The organism is Burkholderia sp. AU30280, assembly GCF_020420125.1.
In the GTDB taxonomy this organism is placed as follows: Bacteria; Pseudomonadota; Gammaproteobacteria; order Burkholderiales; family Burkholderiaceae; genus Burkholderia.
In genome coordinates, this window is the sequence record NZ_JAIZRY010000012.1 from 34,890 (window position 1) to 49,693 (window position 14,804).

Genomic DNA, 14,804 nt, shown 5'->3' on the forward strand with positions numbered 1-14,804 from the left:
GTCATTCCCCGACGAGGAAGATGCGCGTGACCGGCACGCGCAGCGACGTCGCGCCGATGCTGACCTGCAGCCCCGTCACCGCGCGCGCAGGCGGCGCGTTGCCGATCTGCGGCACCTTGAGCGCGTCGTTGTTCTGCGCGAGCGCTTCGTCGGCCGTCTGCAGGTTGGTGGTCCAGCCCACGCGCGGCACGTACAGCTTCGCGTCGATCGCGCCGACGCCGCCCATCAGCGCGACCCAGCTCCAGCCTTCGACGCTGCTGTCCTTCAGCATGCTGCGCAGCCGGTTCGCGTCGTCGATCGGCGGCGACGCATAGCGCACGACGCGCCCGCCGGCGATCCGGTAGCGGACCACCTGCAGCCGCGGCGCGACGCCCGGCACCTCGAGTTCGCGGACGATCTGCAGCGTATTGCCGGCGACGCCGATCGCCGGCTGGCCGGCCTCGTCGTCGGTCGCGGCGAGCCGAGCGTCGATGCGCATCTGGTCGAACATCTGCGCGAACACGCGCTCGTCTTCCATTGCGGCCGCGACCTTGTCGCGACCGCGCATGATCTGGTCGAGCCCGCGCCACGCGAGGATCGCGACCACCGCGAGGATCGCGATCGCGATCATCAGCTCGATCAGCGTGAAGCCGCGGGCGGGGCGGGCGAGCGGGCGTCGCATCGGCGCGTCAGAGCGGACGGCTGGTTTCATTCGCGACCACCGTCACCATCTGCGCGAGCACGCCGGTGTGCCCCGGCATGCTCACCGAAATCCGCACGCGCCGGAACACCGGGTTGGGCGTGGTGCTCACGCGCTGCGTGCAGACGAGCTGCACGTTGCCTTGCGAGCAGTCGAAACTCTGTTCGCCGATCTCCGGCCACGCATGCGTAAGCCGCATCTGCGCGAGCGCGTTGTCGGCGCTCCAGCCGGCGAGCAGCCGGCGATGAAGATCCGACGCGTTGGTCGCCATCGTGCCGACCGCGCGGATCGAAGCGGCGAGCGCGACCGCGATGATCGCGAGCGCGACCAGCACCTCGATCATCGTGAAACCGCGCGCCCCGACGAGGCCGGCCGCAGGCCGGGCTCCGGAGGAAACCCGCCCGGGGTGCCCCGAAGGAAGTCCCCTTGGGGGGCGCGATGAAGAAACGGAAGAGGGCAGGCGACGACGCATCGTCATTGCACCTCGTAGCGGCCATTGCCGGTGCCGACGATCGTCGCGCTGCCGGCCGCCGAATGCAGCGTCACGCGCACCGGCGTGTCGATGCTCTCGGTGCCGAACACGACGCGATTCGCATGCGTGTCGGACCCCGGATAGTCGATGTCGGCGCCGGTGACGCCACCGTCCCAGTCGCGCGGACGCAGCAGGTCGTCGCGCAGCGTGCGCCAGCCGTCGGGCGAGCTCACGTCGAAACGGAAGCCGTGCGCGGTCGGCTGCCACGCGATCGGCCGGGCACGCACCTGCGCTTCGTCGCCGGCCGTCTCGAACAGCAGCGCGATGCGCTGCGCTTCCTCGCGCAGGTCGGTGCGCGGATTGCGCGTGAGCGACAAGGATGCGAGCGACACGAGCAACCCCGCGATCACGAGCACGACCAGCATTTCGAGCAGCGTGAAGCCGCGCGCGCGATGTCGCCGCGCCCCGTGCAACGCGCGCCCGCCGTCGGCACGCGCCGGCACGGACGAAGCCGCGCCGCGACGCACACGGCAATCGCGGCCGCAGCGGAAGGTCGTGCGAATGGCGAGCATGAAGAACGGGAGCGAAGCGTCGGGCCGGTCAGTGAGCGCTTATTGCCACGAACCGATGTCGGTGTCGTTGCCTTCGCCGCCTTCCTTGCCGTCCGCGCCGTAGCTGAACACGTCGATCTCGCCGTGCACGCCCGGGTTCAGGTACTTGTAGCTGTTACCCCACGGATCGTTCGGCAGGCGCTCGAGATAGCCGCCGTCCTTCCAGTTGTTCGGGATCGGATCGGTGGACGGCTTCTGGATCAGCGCGTTCAGGCCCTGATCCTGGGTCGGGTAGCGGCCGTTGTCGAGACGGTACAGCTTGAGCGCCTGCATGATCGTGCCGATGTCCTGCTTCGCGGCGATGCGGCGTGCCTCGTCCGGGCGGCTCATGATCTTCGGCACGATCAGCGCCGCCAGGATCCCGAGGATCGCGACCACCACCATGATCTCGATCAGCGTGAAACCGCGCTGACGACGCACGGCCGCGTTGCGGCGAGTGATCCACGTTTGCATGACTGACTACCTCTTTCCAAAAAATGTCGTTGGTTGAGTGACGCGCCCGGCGCACCGGACGATTGCCTGACGGCAACCTTCCGAACCCGCGGGCGCGGAGCACGCATTGTAAGGCGCGCATTGCCGAGGGCTTTCACCCAACGCAAATTTCATATACATCCGTACAATAGCGCGCATGAACGCGCTCTCGATCCGGATCCTCTCCCTAGCCCTCTTCGCGGGTTTGTGCGCGACGGCCACCTACTGGGTCGTCACGCTGTCAGCCCGCGAAGCGCCGCTGCCCGCCGCCGCCGCGCGGCTGCCGATCCGCACCGAGGACGCCGCGGCGCTCTTCGGCGGTCAGCTCGACAAGAATCCCGTGCAGGACATCCACCTGTTCGGCATCCTCGCGCTCGACCACGGCGGCGCCGCGATCGTCGGTGTCGGCGGTGAGCCGCCGCGCGCCGTGTCGCTCGGCGCGGACGTCACGTCCGGCGCGAAGCTCGCCGAAGTCCGCCCCCGCTCGATCATCGTCGAGCGCAACGGTGCCCGCACCGAAGTCCAGCTTCCCGCCAACACGCCGTCCCCGGCGATCTACATGCGCTGAAGCCGAAGGCGACGGCCCGACCCACGGTCAGGCCGTCACTGCACCATGTTGTTCAGCTCGATGATCGGCAGCATCACCGCCAGCACGATCACGAGCACGATGCCCCCCATCGCCAGGATCAACAGCGGCTCGAGCAGGCTCGTCAGGAACATCGTGCGGCGTTCGAGTTCGCGCGCTTCGCCTTCGGCCGCGCGATCCAGCATCGTCGTCACGTCGCCCGTCGCTTCGCCGGAACGGATCAGGTGCACGAGCACCGGCGGAAACGTCTTCACGTTGTTCAGCGCGCGCGACAGCGCGGAGCCTTCACGCACGCGCACGATCGCGTCGTCGATGTTCGCGCGCATCGCGCGGTTCGACAGCGTCTCGCCGGCCGCCTGCAGCGCGCGCAGGATCGGCACGCCCGCCGCGGTGAGGATGCCGAGCGTGCTCGCGAAACGCACCGTGTTGTAGCCGCGTACGAGCTTGCCCGCAAGCGGCGCGGTGAGCACCCAGCGGTCGAACGCGAGGCGAGGCCCGTCGCGCGACAGCGTCGCCTTCACGAACCACACGACGAGCGCGACCGCGATCAGGATCGCCCACCACCAGTGCCGCACGAAATCCGACAGCGCCATCATCACGATCGTGAGCACGGGCAGCTGCTGCTTCGTGCTCGCGAACACGTTGACGACCTGCGGCACGACATAGCTCAGCAGGAACGTGACGATGCCGAATGCGATCAGCGTGACGATTCCCGGATACGTGAACGCCAGCAGGATCTTCTGCTTCAGCGCGTTGCTCTGCTCGATGTAGTCGGCAAGGCGCGACAACACGATGCCGAGCTTGCCGGTGTGCTCGCCCGCCGCGACGAGCGCGCGATAGATCTCCGGGAAATCGCGCGGATGCTGGCCCAGCGCATTCGCGAGCGAATGGCCGCCGAGCACTTCGGCGCGGATCGCGGCCATCAGTTCGCGGATGTAGTCGCGCTCGGCCTGCTCGGTCAGCACGCCGAGCGCCTCGTCGAGCGGCAACCCGGCGATCAGCAGGCTCGCGAGCTGGCGCGTGAGGATCGCCTGTTCGCGCTGCGACAGCTTGCGGCCGAACGCGAGCCGCTGCGACCGGGCCCCGCGCGTCGCGCTGGCGGCCGGCTCGACGACGAGCGGCGTGAGCCCCTGTGTACGCAGCTGGCCGCGCGCGGCACGGGCGCTGTCGGCATCGATGACGCCTTTCTGCGCGCGTCCCGCCGAATCGATTGCTTCGAAACGGAATGCCGGCATCGCGCTATGCGCCTCCCGTCACGCGCAGCACTTCCTCGAGCGACGTCGCGCCCGACGCGAGCCAGCGCTCGGCATCGTCGCGCAGCGTGCGCATCCCTTCCGCGCGACCAGCGGCGAGAATCTCCGCGTCGGCCGCGTTGCGGTGGATCAGCGAGCGGATCGAATCGTCGACCAGCAGCAGTTCGTATACGCCGCGCCGGCCCGAATAGCCCGAATGCCCGCACTTGTCGCAGCCGACCGGATGCCACACGGTGCGGCCTTCTTCCTGGCGCTCTTCCTTGCAGGCGGGACAGAGCTGCCGCACGAGCCGCTGCGCGAGCACGCCGAGCAGCGACGATGCGAGCAGGTACGGCTCGACGCCCATGTCGGTCAGACGCGTGACGGCCGAGGCCGCATCGTTCGTGTGCAGCGTCGCGAGCACGAGGTGGCCCGTCAGCGATGCCTGCACGGCGATCTGCGCGGTTTCGAGGTCGCGGATTTCGCCGATCATGATCACGTCCGGATCCTGACGCAGGATCGAGCGCAGCGCGCGGGCAAAGGTCATCCCGATCCGCTCGTTCACCTGCGTCTGGCCGATGCCGCCGAGGTCGTATTCGATCGGGTCCTCGACGGTCATGATGTTGGTCGTCGCGGTTTCGAGCCGCGACATCGACGCGTACAGCGTGGTCGTCTTGCCCGAACCCGTCGGGCCCGTGACGAGCACGATGCCGTGCGGCCGCGCGATCAGCTTGTCGAATTGCACGAGCGTGTCGCGGCCCATCCCGAGCGCTTCGAGGTTCAGCCGCTTCGCATCCTTTTCCAGCAGACGCAGCACCGCGCGCTCGCCGTGCCCGGTCGGCAGCGTCGACACCCGCACGTCGACCGGCCGGCCGCCGACGCGCAGCGTGATGCGGCCATCCTGCGGCAGGCGCTTCTCCGCGATATCGAGCTGCGCCATGATCTTGATCCGCGAGATCAGCGCGCCGTGCAGCGCCTTCTTCGGCCGCACGACGTCGCGCAGCGTGCCGTCGACGCGAAAGCGCACAACCGAGGCGTTCTCGAACGGCTCGATGTGGATGTCCGACGCCTGTTCGCGCGCCGCTTGCGTGAGCAGCGCGTTGATCATCCGGATGATCGGCGCGTCGTCTTCCGATTCGAGCAGATCCTCGACTTCGGGGATGTCCTGCATCAGCCGCGACAGGTCGACTTCGCCTTCGACCTCGCCGACCACCTGCGCGGCGCTGCCGTCCTGGCGTGCGTACGCATGGTTGATCGCCTGTGCGAGCTCGTCGGCCGGCACGCGATGCACGGAGATCGAGCCGAAGTTGCGCGCGATCTCCGCGAGCGCGGCGTCGCTCGTGCGTTCGCTGATCCACACCTCGAGCGTGTCGTCGAGCTGGTGCGCGATCAGCACCTGGCCGCTCTTCGCGAAGCCGTACGGCAACAGCCGCGCGGCGAGCGGCGACGGCGGCTGCCGTTCGCCCGGCGCGCCGTCGTGGGAAGGGGATGCGAGCACGTCGCTCACTGCGACGCTCCCGGCGTGGCCGTCAGCGGCTGTTGCGGCACCGCCTGCTGCGGCACGCTCTGCGGCTGCGCCTGTTCGGGTGTCGGCGCCGGTGCCGTCTGGCGCTGCAACTGCTGGCGACGCATCTTGTCGAGATCGAACAGGTTGCCCGCGGCCGTGCCGCCTTGGCTCGGGCCGATCGGCATCGGCGGAACGATCGGATCGTCCTTGTCGCGCATCACGTTGTTGTCCGACTTGTACGCACCCGTCACGCCCTGGATGTAGTCGTAGCGGTTCGCGGTGACGGCCTGCGCGGTATCGCGATCGCCGATGATCACCGGGCGCAGGAACACCATCAGGTTGGTCTTCTTGCGCTGCTTGCTTTCTGAGCGGAACAGCTGGCCGATCCAAGGGATGTCGCCGAGCAGCGGCACCTTGCTGTTCGACACCTGGTAAGCGTCCTGCATCAGGCCGCCGAGCACGATCACTTCGCCGTTGTCGGCCAGGATCGTCGACTGGATCGAGCGCTTCGTAAACGACGGCCCCGTCTGCGCGTTCGTCGTCGCGGTGTCCACCGCCGAATCCTCGGTATACAACTGCAGCTTCAGGATCCCGCCGTCGGTGATCTGCGGCTTCACGTGCAGCGTCAGGCCGACGTCGCGGCGATCGTAGGTGTTGAACGCGTTGCTCGTCGTGCCGCTCGTCAGGTTCGAATACGAACCGGTCGGGATCGGCACGTTCTCGCCGACGACGATCTTCGCTTCTTCGTTGTCGAGCGTGATCAGGTTAGGCGTCGACAGCACGTTCGCGTCGCTCACGCCCGCGAAATACTGCAGCAGCGCGCCGAGCCCCTGCACGCCGAACATGTTGTGCAGCCAGCCGATGTTGAGGCCCTGGTTCAGCGACGACAGGTTCGCCGCCACCCCGGCCCCGGTCAACCCGCCCGTGGTGGTGTTCACCGTCCCGGCCGTCAGGTTGATGATGCTGTTGCCCGCGACGCTGCCGGCGGTGGCCGCGAGGTTCGTGCCGGCGAGCAGCGCGCCGCTCGCGACCTGCCACTGGATGCCGAGCTGGCCGGCCGTCGTCGAGTTCAGCTCGACGATCAGCGCTTCGATGTAGACCTGCGCGCGACGCTTGTCGAGCTGGTCGATCACCGAGCGCAGGTTCCGGTACACCGGATCCGACGCGGTGATGATCAGCGAGTTGGTCGCCGCATCGGCCTGGATCATCCCGCCGGGCTGGTTGTCGTCGCCCTTGTCCTTGTCGCCGCCGAGCAGGCCGGCGCTGCCGAGACCGCCGCCGCTGCCCGACGAGCCGCCGTACCCCGACGAGGACGACGAGCCGCCGAGGCCTCCCGACGGCAGCGGCGGGGTGCCGGACGTGCCGGTCGAGAAGTTGCCGCTCGACGACGAGCCGCCGTTCTGGTTGAAGCTGTTCGCATCGTTGGAGGACGCCGACGAGCCGCTGTCGCTGCCGCTGCCCTTGCCGAGCATCCCGCGCAGCGTCTTCGCGAGCTTCACCGCGTCGGCGTTGCGCAGCGGCACGACGTGCATGTTGCCGGGCACCCCGCTCGGCGCATCGAGCTGCTGCACGAGCCGCTTGGCGGCCGCGAGGCGCGACGCGCTCGACGCGCGCAGCAGCAGCGAGTTGGTGCGCGGGTCGGCCGTGACCGACACCTTCAGCGTCGCGTCGCTGTTGCCGATCGCGCCCGGGTCGAGCATTTTCTGCAGCTGCGCGGCGAGATCGATCGCGTTCGCGTTGCGCAGCGGAACGACCTGTACCTGCGCGCCCGCGGCGCTGTCCACGCCGGCGATGATCTGCGCGATGCGCCGCACGTTGTCCGCGTAGTCGGTCACGACGATCGTGTTGTTCGCCGGATAGGCAGTGACCGTGTTGTTCGGCGAGATCAGCGGCCGCAGCACGGGCAGCAGGTTGTTCGCCGATTCGTTGTGCAGCTCGAACACCTGCGTGATCACCTGGTCGCCGCGGGCCTGCGGCGCATTGCCAACATAGGTCGGCACGCCCTGCAGTTTCGCATCGGCCTCGGGTACGACCTTCAGCACGCCGTGATCCTGCACGAGCGAGAAGCCCTGCATGCGCAGCGCCGACTGCAGCGTCTTCAGCGCCTGGTCTTCCGGCACTGGCCGTTCGGCCACGAGGTTGAGCTGCCCCTTCACACGAGGGTCGACGATGATGGTCTTGCCGGTTGCGGCGCCGATCGCCTTGGCGACCTGGTCGATATCCGCATTCACGAAGTTGAGCGTGACCTGAGCGTAGGCGGCCTGCGAGACGATGATGCCGGCGACGATCAGGGTCGTGGCGACGCGCCGCATTACGAAGCGATTTCTTGTCATGGATGAATGGGTCGATGCCGGCTCAGGCCACTTCCGGCGGTAGTGCTGGGATCCAAGTCCGAAAGAGGCGACATTAGCAGTTTTTCATGTCCGAAATATCACATTGATCCGAGGACTGTCTCACATACGACATGTATCCGGCGAACCGTATGCAATATGTAAGATTCGGCCTATTCCCGGCATGCCGGCCATCGCCCCCGTTTCACGATGAATCGACACGGAAATGCGGTATAACCGGGCTGCCGTATTCCTGTATGTCTCAAGCTGACGGACTGTCGGTATGATACGGGCGGCATGATTCTTGTCGCACGAATAACAGGCGCGGGTTTTCCCGACCCTCACGCATTTTCTTGTCGATTTCGCACCATGAACAGACGGTTCGTTTCGATCGCGTTGATCGTCGCCGGCGCTTGTTTCGCCAGCGCGAACGCTCGCGCGGACTGTTTCGACGAAGCGGCCAAATATCAGCAGGTCAATCCGCTGATCCTGCGCGCGATCGCGTGGCAGGAATCGCGCAACCGGCCCGGCGCGCTGAACAAGAACGCCAACGGCTCGGTCGACTACGGCCTGATGCAGATCAATTCGATCCACCTGCCGACGCTGTCGCGCTACGGGATCGGCCGCGATACGCTGATGGAGCCGTGCAAGAACGTGTACATCGCCGCGTGGCATCTCAAGCAGAAGATGAACCGCTACGGCAACACGTGGCAGGCCGTCGGCGCCTATCATTCGGAAACCCCGTCGCTGCGCGACAAGTACGCGCGGCAGATCGCCGGCATCCTGACCCAGTGGAAGCTGCTGCCGCCGGTGCAATGACGCGGCGCCGCAGCGCGGCCTGACGCCGTACCGGCCGGCCGGCGCGCGTTTGATGCACAATGCGGATCTCACGCCGCAATTTCGCCCGTCCGCGGGACGATCGCGCCCCGGAAGGGCGTCGCGGCCGCTTTTTCAATCTTTCCGTTGGTGCATATCGCTATGAATCCGGCAATGAACCAGCCGTTGCCCGTCACCGTGCTGTCCGGCTTCCTCGGCGCCGGCAAGACCACGCTGCTCAATCACATCCTCGCGAACCGCGCGGGCCTGAAAGTCGCCGTGATCGTCAACGATCTCGCGGCGGTCAACATCGACGCATCGCTCGTGCGCGACGCGCAGGCGCTGTCGCACGTCGAGGAACGGCTCGTCGAGATGTCGAACGGCTGCATCTGCTGCACGCTGCGCGACGACCTGCTCGTCGAGATCCGCACGCTCGCGTCCGAAGGACGCTTCGACGCGATCTTGATCGAATCGACCGGAATCGCGGAGCCGATGCCGATCGCCGAAACCTTCACGTTCGTCGACGACGACGGCACGTCGCTGTCGAAGGTCGCGCAGCTCGACACGCTCGTCACCGTGGTCGATGCGTACAACTTCCTGCGCGACTATGGCTCGGACGATGCGCTCGCGGCGCGCGGCATCGCCGCCTCGGAAGAGGACGACCGCACGCTCGTCGAGCTGCTGATCGAGCAGATCGAGTTCTGCGACGTGCTGGTGATCAACAAGGCCGACCTCGTCGACGCGAACGACCTTGCACGCTTGCAGCACATTCTGGCGCGACTCAATCCGCGCGCGCACCAGGTCGTGTCGACGTTCGGCAACGTGCCGCTCGACGAAGTGCTGAACACGGGCCGCTTCGATTTCGACGAGGCCGCGAACGCACCGGGCTGGCTCGCGTCGCTCGATCACGATCACGCGCATCGCGACGACCCGGACGGCCATGACGAACATCATGCGCACGTGCACAGCGAAGCCGACGAATTCGGCATCGGCAATTTTGTTTACCGTGCGCGCCGGCCGTTTCATCCGGCTCGACTCTGGGCGCTGCTGCACCAGGAGTGGCCGGGCGTGCTGCGCAGCAAGGGCTTCTTCTGGCTCGCGACGCGAAACGACATCGCGGGTTCGCTGTCGCAGGCGGGTGGCGTATGCCGGCATGGCCCGGCGGGGCTCTGGTGGGCGGCGCAGGATCGCGCGGAATGGCCGGACGACGATGAGCTGCTCGGCGAAATCCGCGCCGAATGGCACGGCGATCTCGACGATCGCGCGGTGGGCGACCGCCGGCAGGAGCTCGTGCTGATCGGCATCGCGCTCGACGCGAATGCATGGCGTGCGAAGCTCGACGCGTGCCTGCTGACCGATGCGGAATTCGCACTCGGCGCGGCCGGATGGCATGCGTTCGACGATCCGTTCCCGGCGTGGGATGTCGATTCGCACGACGACGACGATCACGGCGACACGCAGATCGTGCATGCGTAACGCGTTGTAAAAACAACCGTTAAATCTTGCAAGAGGGGCGCGGACTGTGGCGAAAATGCCGCGCGCGCCAAACAAAAAACCCGCCGAAAGGCGGGTTTTTCTTGGAACAGGCGCTGGTTTAACGCTTGTTGACGGCGTCCTTGAACGCCTTGCCAGCCGTGAACTTGACCGTCTTGGCTGCCGGGATCTTGATGGTTTCGCCGGTCTTCGGGTTGCGGCCCGTACGTGCTGCGCGCTTGCCCGAACCGAAGCTGCCGAAGCCGATCAGCTGAACCGCATCACCCTTCGACACGGCCTTCTTGATGACTTCGAGCAGCGTGTCCAGCGTTTCGCCGGTTTGAGCCTTGCTGGCGCCCGTTTGGGCGGCGACGGCGTCGATCAGTTCCTGTTTGTTCATTAAGGTTCCTTTATCAGGTTAGGTTGACACGAACAGCGCGAACGCGCCGATTATACGTGCGCGAACCGTGCCGTCGAGAGTCAGACTCCGACGACACAGCGCCGAATCCTGGCCCGCGCGACGCGCCCTCCGGTTAGCCGGCGGCCACCCCGCGGTACGGCGTTGCTATGATAGCGCAGCGCAAACCCAATAACGACAAGGGTTTCAAAGATTTTCATCGGTATTTCGCCGAATGAATCACCGGCTGCCCGTTTTTTGACCCGCGCCAACCGGACAGGATACGCAGCGCGGTCTGCCCGTACGCCGCGCCGTTGGCTTTTTCCAACGACCGGTCGGACGGCCCCGCGCAATCCCTTGCCAGGCTTGGCTGCCACGTTTTTTGTTTCGCATGACCGACCGACTTGTTCCCGCCACGCTCGCCCTTCGCGACGACGGCACGCTCGTCTCGCCCGAGTTCGGCGATCTCCAGCGCAGCGCATCAGGCGCACTTGCGCATCGCGTGTTCGTCGCGGGCAACGGGCTGCCGGCGCGCTGGCAGGGCCGCCGCACGTTCACGATCGTGGCGACCGGATTCGGCGCGGGCGGCAGCTTCCTCGCGGCCTGGGCCGCGTGGCGCGACGATCCCGCGCGCTGCGAGCGGCTGCATTTTGTCGCAGTCGAACCGCATCCGTTTGCGCGCGACGACCTGCGCCGTGCAGCTTCGCATATCGTTGCTGACACAACCATATCGGCGGAAGTCGATGCCCTTGCCGACGCGTGGCCGATGCTTGTACCAGGGCTGCACCGGCTCGAATTCGACGAAGGGCGCGTGGTGCTCACGCTCGCGTTCGGCGATGCGATCGACATGCTGGGGAGGATCGTTGCGCGCGCCGACGCGTTCTGTCTCGACGGCCTCGCGTCATCGAGCGACGCGGATCTCCAGTCGACCGGCGTGGTCCGTGCGCTCTCGAAAATCGCCGGCGAACACGCAACGTTTGCAGCGCATGCGCATTCGGACGCGTTGAAACACGCACTCGACACATCGGGTTTCACGTCTCGCGAGATCGACGATCTGCTCGTCGGCGAATATGCGCCGCGCTGGCGCGCGCGCCGGCACGAGCCGCCGCTCGCCTTGCCTGTCGCGACGCGTCGCGCGATCGTGATCGGCGCAGGCCTGGCAGGGTGCGCGGTCGTCGAACGCCTGGCCGCGCGCGGCTGGGAAGTTACGCTGATCGAGCGGCACGACCGCATCGCGAGCGAAGCATCGGGCAATCCGGCCGGCGTATTCCATCCGTTGATGACACGCGACGACAACGTCGCGAGCCGGCTCACGCGCAGCGGCTTCCTGCACGCGATCGTGCGCTGGCGCGCACTCGAACGTGCAGGCCACGCATTCGCGCGCAGCACGCACGGGATGATCCATCTCGCCGAATCGGCCGACGACTTCGAACGGATGCGCGATGCCTTCGATGCGTTCGGTGCGCCGTCCGACTACGTGTCGTTGCTCGACGTCGATGCCGCGCGCGCTCATCTGAACCTGCCGGTCGCGCAGGGCGGCCTGCTGTTTCCGCACGGCGGCGCCGTCTGGCCGGCCGGCCTTTGCGCGGCCCAATATGCGGCGGCCGGCGAGCGCGTGCGCTTGCTCGCATCCACCCGCGTTGCAAAACTCGAACGTCGGGGCGACGCATGGCATGCGCTCGACGATACGGGCGGCACGCTGGCCGACGCGCCCGTCGTCGTGCTCGCGAATGCCGGCGACGCCGCGCGTCTCGCCGGGCTGCAGCATGTCGCGCTGCAGCCGGTGCGCGGCCAGCTCACGTTGCTGCCGGCCGGCAGCACGGCACCGCTGCCGTGCCCGACGATCGGCGACGGTTACGCGGTACCGCTCGACGACGGCACGCTGCTGATCGGCGCGACGTTCGAGCCCGACGACATCGATCCCGCGATGCGCGCGGCCGGCCACCTCGAAAACCTCGAGCGCGTGCGGCATCTGCTGCCCGGCCTGATCGGCGAGCTGCCGGATACCGACACACTGCGCGGCCGCGTCGCGTTCCGCTGGGTCGTCGGCGACCGCCTGCCGCTGCTCGGCCCGCTCGCGGACGAAGCGGGCGCCGTCGCCCATGCACGCGCACTGAGCGGTGCGCAGGCGCGCGACCTGCCGCGCATGCCCGGGCTCTACGGCGCATTCGGCTTCGGCTCGCGCGGCCTCGTATGGGCCGCGCTCGGCGCCGAACTGATTGCCTCGCAACTCGAAGGCGAGCCGTGGCCGCTCGAGCGCGAACTCGCCGATGCCGTCGACCCCGCACGCTTCCTGATCCGCGCGTTGCGCGCACGCCGCGTCGGCCAGGCCGGCTGATCGCTCACTCGATCCGCTCACAGTTTCCCGACTTTTTTGCGCAAGGTTATCCACGCGACGCTGTGGATAACCGCGCGAAATCCGCGCGCACTTCGTGTGTAATCACAGTGGACGTAAACTGGGCAACTCGGCACAGCTGTGAGGCGGCCCGAAAGTTGCTCAACTCAAACTGCTGTGCACGAACAGTCTGTGCAACGGGTTATCGGCTCTGCAACACCTTGATCCGTCAACGTAAACCGAAGTTATCCACAGAACTGTGCGTCCTTTGTTAACTTCTACTACGTATATATACAGGTAAACCTTTGAAACCAAAGACCTGTGGTGCCGCACAGCGCCGCGAGTCGATTCAATGGGTTCCAGACCGAAAAAGCTGTGGCACAATCGGTTTCCTTCGCGTTCATCCGGCCAGGCGCCGGACATGCATCAATGGAACGGTCGGCACGATTTCGAATCTGAATCTTCGAGACTGCGCAGTCCGTTCACACACCAGGCCGACAATCCAGATCGGCAACCTGAACGACTTTCCGCCCTGTGGTGGAAAAGGCGGATCCCATGTCCCGCCGTCGTCGACACAACAATCACATTCGGGGCGATACCCGGCCGGCGCGCATCCATTTCTGACGCTTGACCCCGCGTCGCTGGCGGTCGCTTCCAAAGGAGAAGTCACCACGATGAAGTCGGCGTTCTCATTCCTGCCCAACTGGCCGCTTACGCCGGATGCCGTGTTCTGGGCCGGGCTCGCGCTGTTCGCGGCCGGCCTGTGTGGCGAGCTTTGCTATCGCGCATGGCGTCTGCCTCGCATCACCGGTTATGCGGTGATCGGTCTCGTCGCCGGATCGTTCGGATTCGGCGTGATCGATGCAAGCACCGACGAAACGTCGCGGCTGCTGATCGACGTCGCGCTGGGCCTCTTGCTGTTCGAGCTCGGCAGCCGCCTCGACCTGCGCTGGATCCGGCGCAACCCGTGGCTCATCGCGTCGAGCCTCGCGGAAGCCACGCTGACGTTCGTGCTCGTGCTGTTCGTGATGCTTGCGCTCGGTGTGTCGGGGATGGTCGCGGTGGTGCTGGCGGCGATCGCGATCGCCACGTCGCCGTCGATGGTGATCCAGCTGAAGACCGAACTGCGCGCGGAAGGGCAGGTGTCGCAGCGCCTCATCACGCTCACCGCGCTGAACAGCGTGTACGCGATCGTGCTGACCAAGCTCGTGACGAGCTGGCTCCACCAGGAAGCGTACGGCAACGTTTTCGCGACGATCCTGCAGCCGCTCTACCTGATCGCCGGCTCGTTCATCGTCGCGTATCTCGTCGCGCGTTCGTGCAATTTCCTGTTCCGTCACATGACGTCGACGATGCGCGACGAGCATTCGTTCGTTGCATTGTTCGGGCTCGTGATGCTGGCGATCGCGGTGGCCCAGGCGCTGAAGCTGTCGACGCTGCTCACGCTACTGCTCGCCGGCATCATCGTGAAGAACCTCGAAGCGCGCCCGCAGCTGTGGCCCGAGCACTTCGGCACGGCCGGCTGGCTGCTGACGGTGGTCCTGTTCGTGCTCACGCTCACGTCGTTCACGTGGGGCGACATCGCGCTCGGCGGGCTGCTCGCGATCGTGCTGATCGTCACGCGGCTCGTCGCGAAGCTGGCCGGCGTCGTCGCGTTCGCGAAGCCGAGCGGCATCGGCATGAAACAGGGCATCGCGCTCGGCATCGCGCTTACGCCGATGTCCGCGCTGTCGTACCTGCTCGTCGACGATACCTACCAGCTCTATCCGAATTTCGACCCGCACCTGCGCGCGATCGTGATGTGCACGATCGTGATCCTGCAGCTCGTCAGCCCGTTCATCGTGTACCGCTGCCTGTCGGCGGTCAGTGAACGCAGCGACAGCAACTGATTCCGG

General features: G+C 66.6%; 13 protein-coding genes. 5 read left to right on the plus strand and 8 right to left on the minus strand.

Features of this window, described 5'->3' with window-relative positions; genetic code table 11:
- Position 1: 1 nt before the first annotated feature.
- The 4 genes from LGN17_RS25455 to gspG are packed head-to-tail and all read right to left on the minus strand — an operon-like array spanning position 2 to position 2,215.
- Entirely contained in the window at positions 2-661 is a 660-nt protein-coding gene (locus tag LGN17_RS25455; protein WP_413227050.1) for a type II secretion system protein J, read from the minus strand.
- 7 nt (positions 662-668) lie between these two features.
- Positions 669-1,151, minus strand: a complete 483-nt coding sequence (gspI, locus tag LGN17_RS25460; RefSeq protein WP_413227053.1) for a type II secretion system minor pseudopilin GspI — start codon at positions 1,149-1,151, stop codon at positions 669-671.
- Between the two features lie 2 nt (positions 1,152-1,153).
- Positions 1,154-1,723, minus strand: coding sequence for a GspH/FimT family pseudopilin (locus tag LGN17_RS25465; protein WP_226199183.1), 570 nt, complete (start codon positions 1,721-1,723; stop codon positions 1,154-1,156).
- A gap of 39 nt (positions 1,724-1,762) precedes the next feature.
- Positions 1,763-2,215 carry a type II secretion system major pseudopilin GspG gene (gspG, locus tag LGN17_RS25470; protein WP_166891651.1) on the minus strand — a complete coding sequence of 151 codons (453 nt, stop codon included), beginning with the start codon at positions 2,213-2,215 and terminating at the stop codon, positions 1,763-1,765.
- Between the two features lie 175 nt (positions 2,216-2,390).
- Between gspG and LGN17_RS25475 the strand changes: the two genes are divergently transcribed.
- Positions 2,391-2,801: a type II secretion system protein N gene (locus tag LGN17_RS25475; RefSeq protein ID WP_043184833.1), complete on the plus strand. Its 411-nt coding sequence runs from the start codon at positions 2,391-2,393 to the stop codon at positions 2,799-2,801.
- A gap of 35 nt (positions 2,802-2,836) precedes the next feature.
- Here the strand turns inward: LGN17_RS25475 and gspF are convergent, their stop codons facing one another.
- Genes gspF through gspD form a run of 3 tightly spaced genes read right to left on the minus strand, consistent with a single transcriptional unit; the run spans position 2,837 to position 7,870 of the window.
- On the minus strand, positions 2,837-4,054 hold the full coding sequence (gspF, locus tag LGN17_RS25480; protein ID WP_226199184.1) for a type II secretion system inner membrane protein GspF: 1,218 nt from the start codon (positions 4,052-4,054) through the stop codon (positions 2,837-2,839).
- Positions 4,055-4,058: 4 nt separating this feature from the next.
- Entirely contained in the window at positions 4,059-5,558 is a 1,500-nt protein-coding gene (gspE, locus tag LGN17_RS25485) for a type II secretion system ATPase GspE (RefSeq protein ID WP_175969796.1), read from the minus strand.
- Positions 5,555-7,870, minus strand: coding sequence for a type II secretion system secretin GspD (gene gspD / locus LGN17_RS25490; protein WP_226199185.1), 2,316 nt, complete (start codon positions 7,868-7,870; stop codon positions 5,555-5,557). Before gspD ends, gspE begins: the two co-directional genes overlap by 4 nt.
- Before the next feature lie 387 nt (positions 7,871-8,257).
- Between gspD and LGN17_RS25495 the strand changes: the two genes are divergently transcribed.
- Both LGN17_RS25495 and LGN17_RS25500 read left to right on the plus strand, forming a co-directional pair.
- Positions 8,258-8,707: a lytic transglycosylase domain-containing protein gene (locus LGN17_RS25495; RefSeq protein WP_226199186.1), complete on the plus strand. Its 450-nt coding sequence runs from the start codon at positions 8,258-8,260 to the stop codon at positions 8,705-8,707.
- A 159-nt stretch (positions 8,708-8,866) separates the two neighbouring features.
- Positions 8,867-10,180: a GTP-binding protein gene (locus LGN17_RS25500; protein ID WP_226199187.1), complete on the plus strand. Its 1,314-nt coding sequence runs from the start codon at positions 8,867-8,869 to the stop codon at positions 10,178-10,180.
- Positions 10,181-10,298: 118 nt separating this feature from the next.
- Here the strand turns inward: LGN17_RS25500 and LGN17_RS25505 are convergent, their stop codons facing one another.
- Positions 10,299-10,577: an HU family DNA-binding protein gene (locus LGN17_RS25505; protein ID WP_006401505.1), complete on the minus strand. Its 279-nt coding sequence runs from the start codon at positions 10,575-10,577 to the stop codon at positions 10,299-10,301.
- A gap of 388 nt (positions 10,578-10,965) precedes the next feature.
- Here LGN17_RS25505 and mnmC point away from each other — a divergent pair, with 388 nt between their 5' ends.
- Together mnmC and LGN17_RS25515 are read left to right on the plus strand one after the other, a co-directional pair.
- On the plus strand, positions 10,966-12,912 hold the full coding sequence (gene mnmC, locus LGN17_RS25510) for a bifunctional tRNA (5-methylaminomethyl-2-thiouridine)(34)-methyltransferase MnmD/FAD-dependent 5-carboxymethylaminomethyl-2-thiouridine(34) oxidoreductase MnmC (RefSeq protein WP_226199188.1): 1,947 nt from the start codon (positions 10,966-10,968) through the stop codon (positions 12,910-12,912).
- A 671-nt stretch (positions 12,913-13,583) separates the two neighbouring features.
- Positions 13,584-14,798 carry a cation:proton antiporter gene (locus tag LGN17_RS25515; RefSeq protein WP_226199190.1) on the plus strand — a complete coding sequence of 405 codons (1,215 nt, stop codon included), beginning with the start codon at positions 13,584-13,586 and terminating at the stop codon, positions 14,796-14,798.
- The last annotated feature ends 6 nt before the right edge of the window (positions 14,799-14,804 follow it).

What these genes read in the sequence shown, in the direction of transcription:
- LGN17_RS25455 (WP_413227050.1), bottom strand. Translation starts at nt 661, where the DNA reads ATGCGACGCCCGCTCGCCCGCCCCGCCCGCGGCTTCACGCTGATCGAG.
- gspI (WP_413227053.1), bottom strand. Translation starts at nt 1,151, where the DNA reads ATGCGTCGTCGCCTGCCCTCTTCCGTTTCTTCATCGCGCCCCCCAAGG.
- LGN17_RS25465 (WP_226199183.1), bottom strand. Translation starts at nt 1,723, where the DNA reads ATGCTCGCCATTCGCACGACCTTCCGCTGCGGCCGCGATTGCCGTGTG.
- gspG (WP_166891651.1), bottom strand. Translation starts at nt 2,215, where the DNA reads ATGCAAACGTGGATCACTCGCCGCAACGCGGCCGTGCGTCGTCAGCGC.
- LGN17_RS25475 (WP_043184833.1), top strand. Translation starts at nt 2,391, where the DNA reads ATGAACGCGCTCTCGATCCGGATCCTCTCCCTAGCCCTCTTCGCGGGT.
- gspF (WP_226199184.1), bottom strand. Translation starts at nt 4,054, where the DNA reads ATGCCGGCATTCCGTTTCGAAGCAATCGATTCGGCGGGACGCGCGCAG.
- gspD (WP_226199185.1), bottom strand. Translation starts at nt 7,870, where the DNA reads ATGCGGCGCGTCGCCACGACCCTGATCGTCGCCGGCATCATCGTCTCG.
- LGN17_RS25495 (WP_226199186.1), top strand. Translation starts at nt 8,258, where the DNA reads ATGAACAGACGGTTCGTTTCGATCGCGTTGATCGTCGCCGGCGCTTGT.
- LGN17_RS25500 (WP_226199187.1), top strand. Translation starts at nt 8,867, where the DNA reads ATGAATCCGGCAATGAACCAGCCGTTGCCCGTCACCGTGCTGTCCGGC.
- LGN17_RS25505 (WP_006401505.1), bottom strand. Translation starts at nt 10,577, where the DNA reads ATGAACAAACAGGAACTGATCGACGCCGTCGCCGCCCAAACGGGCGCC.
- mnmC (WP_226199188.1), top strand. Translation starts at nt 10,966, where the DNA reads ATGACCGACCGACTTGTTCCCGCCACGCTCGCCCTTCGCGACGACGGC.
- LGN17_RS25515 (WP_226199190.1), top strand. Translation starts at nt 13,584, where the DNA reads ATGAAGTCGGCGTTCTCATTCCTGCCCAACTGGCCGCTTACGCCGGAT.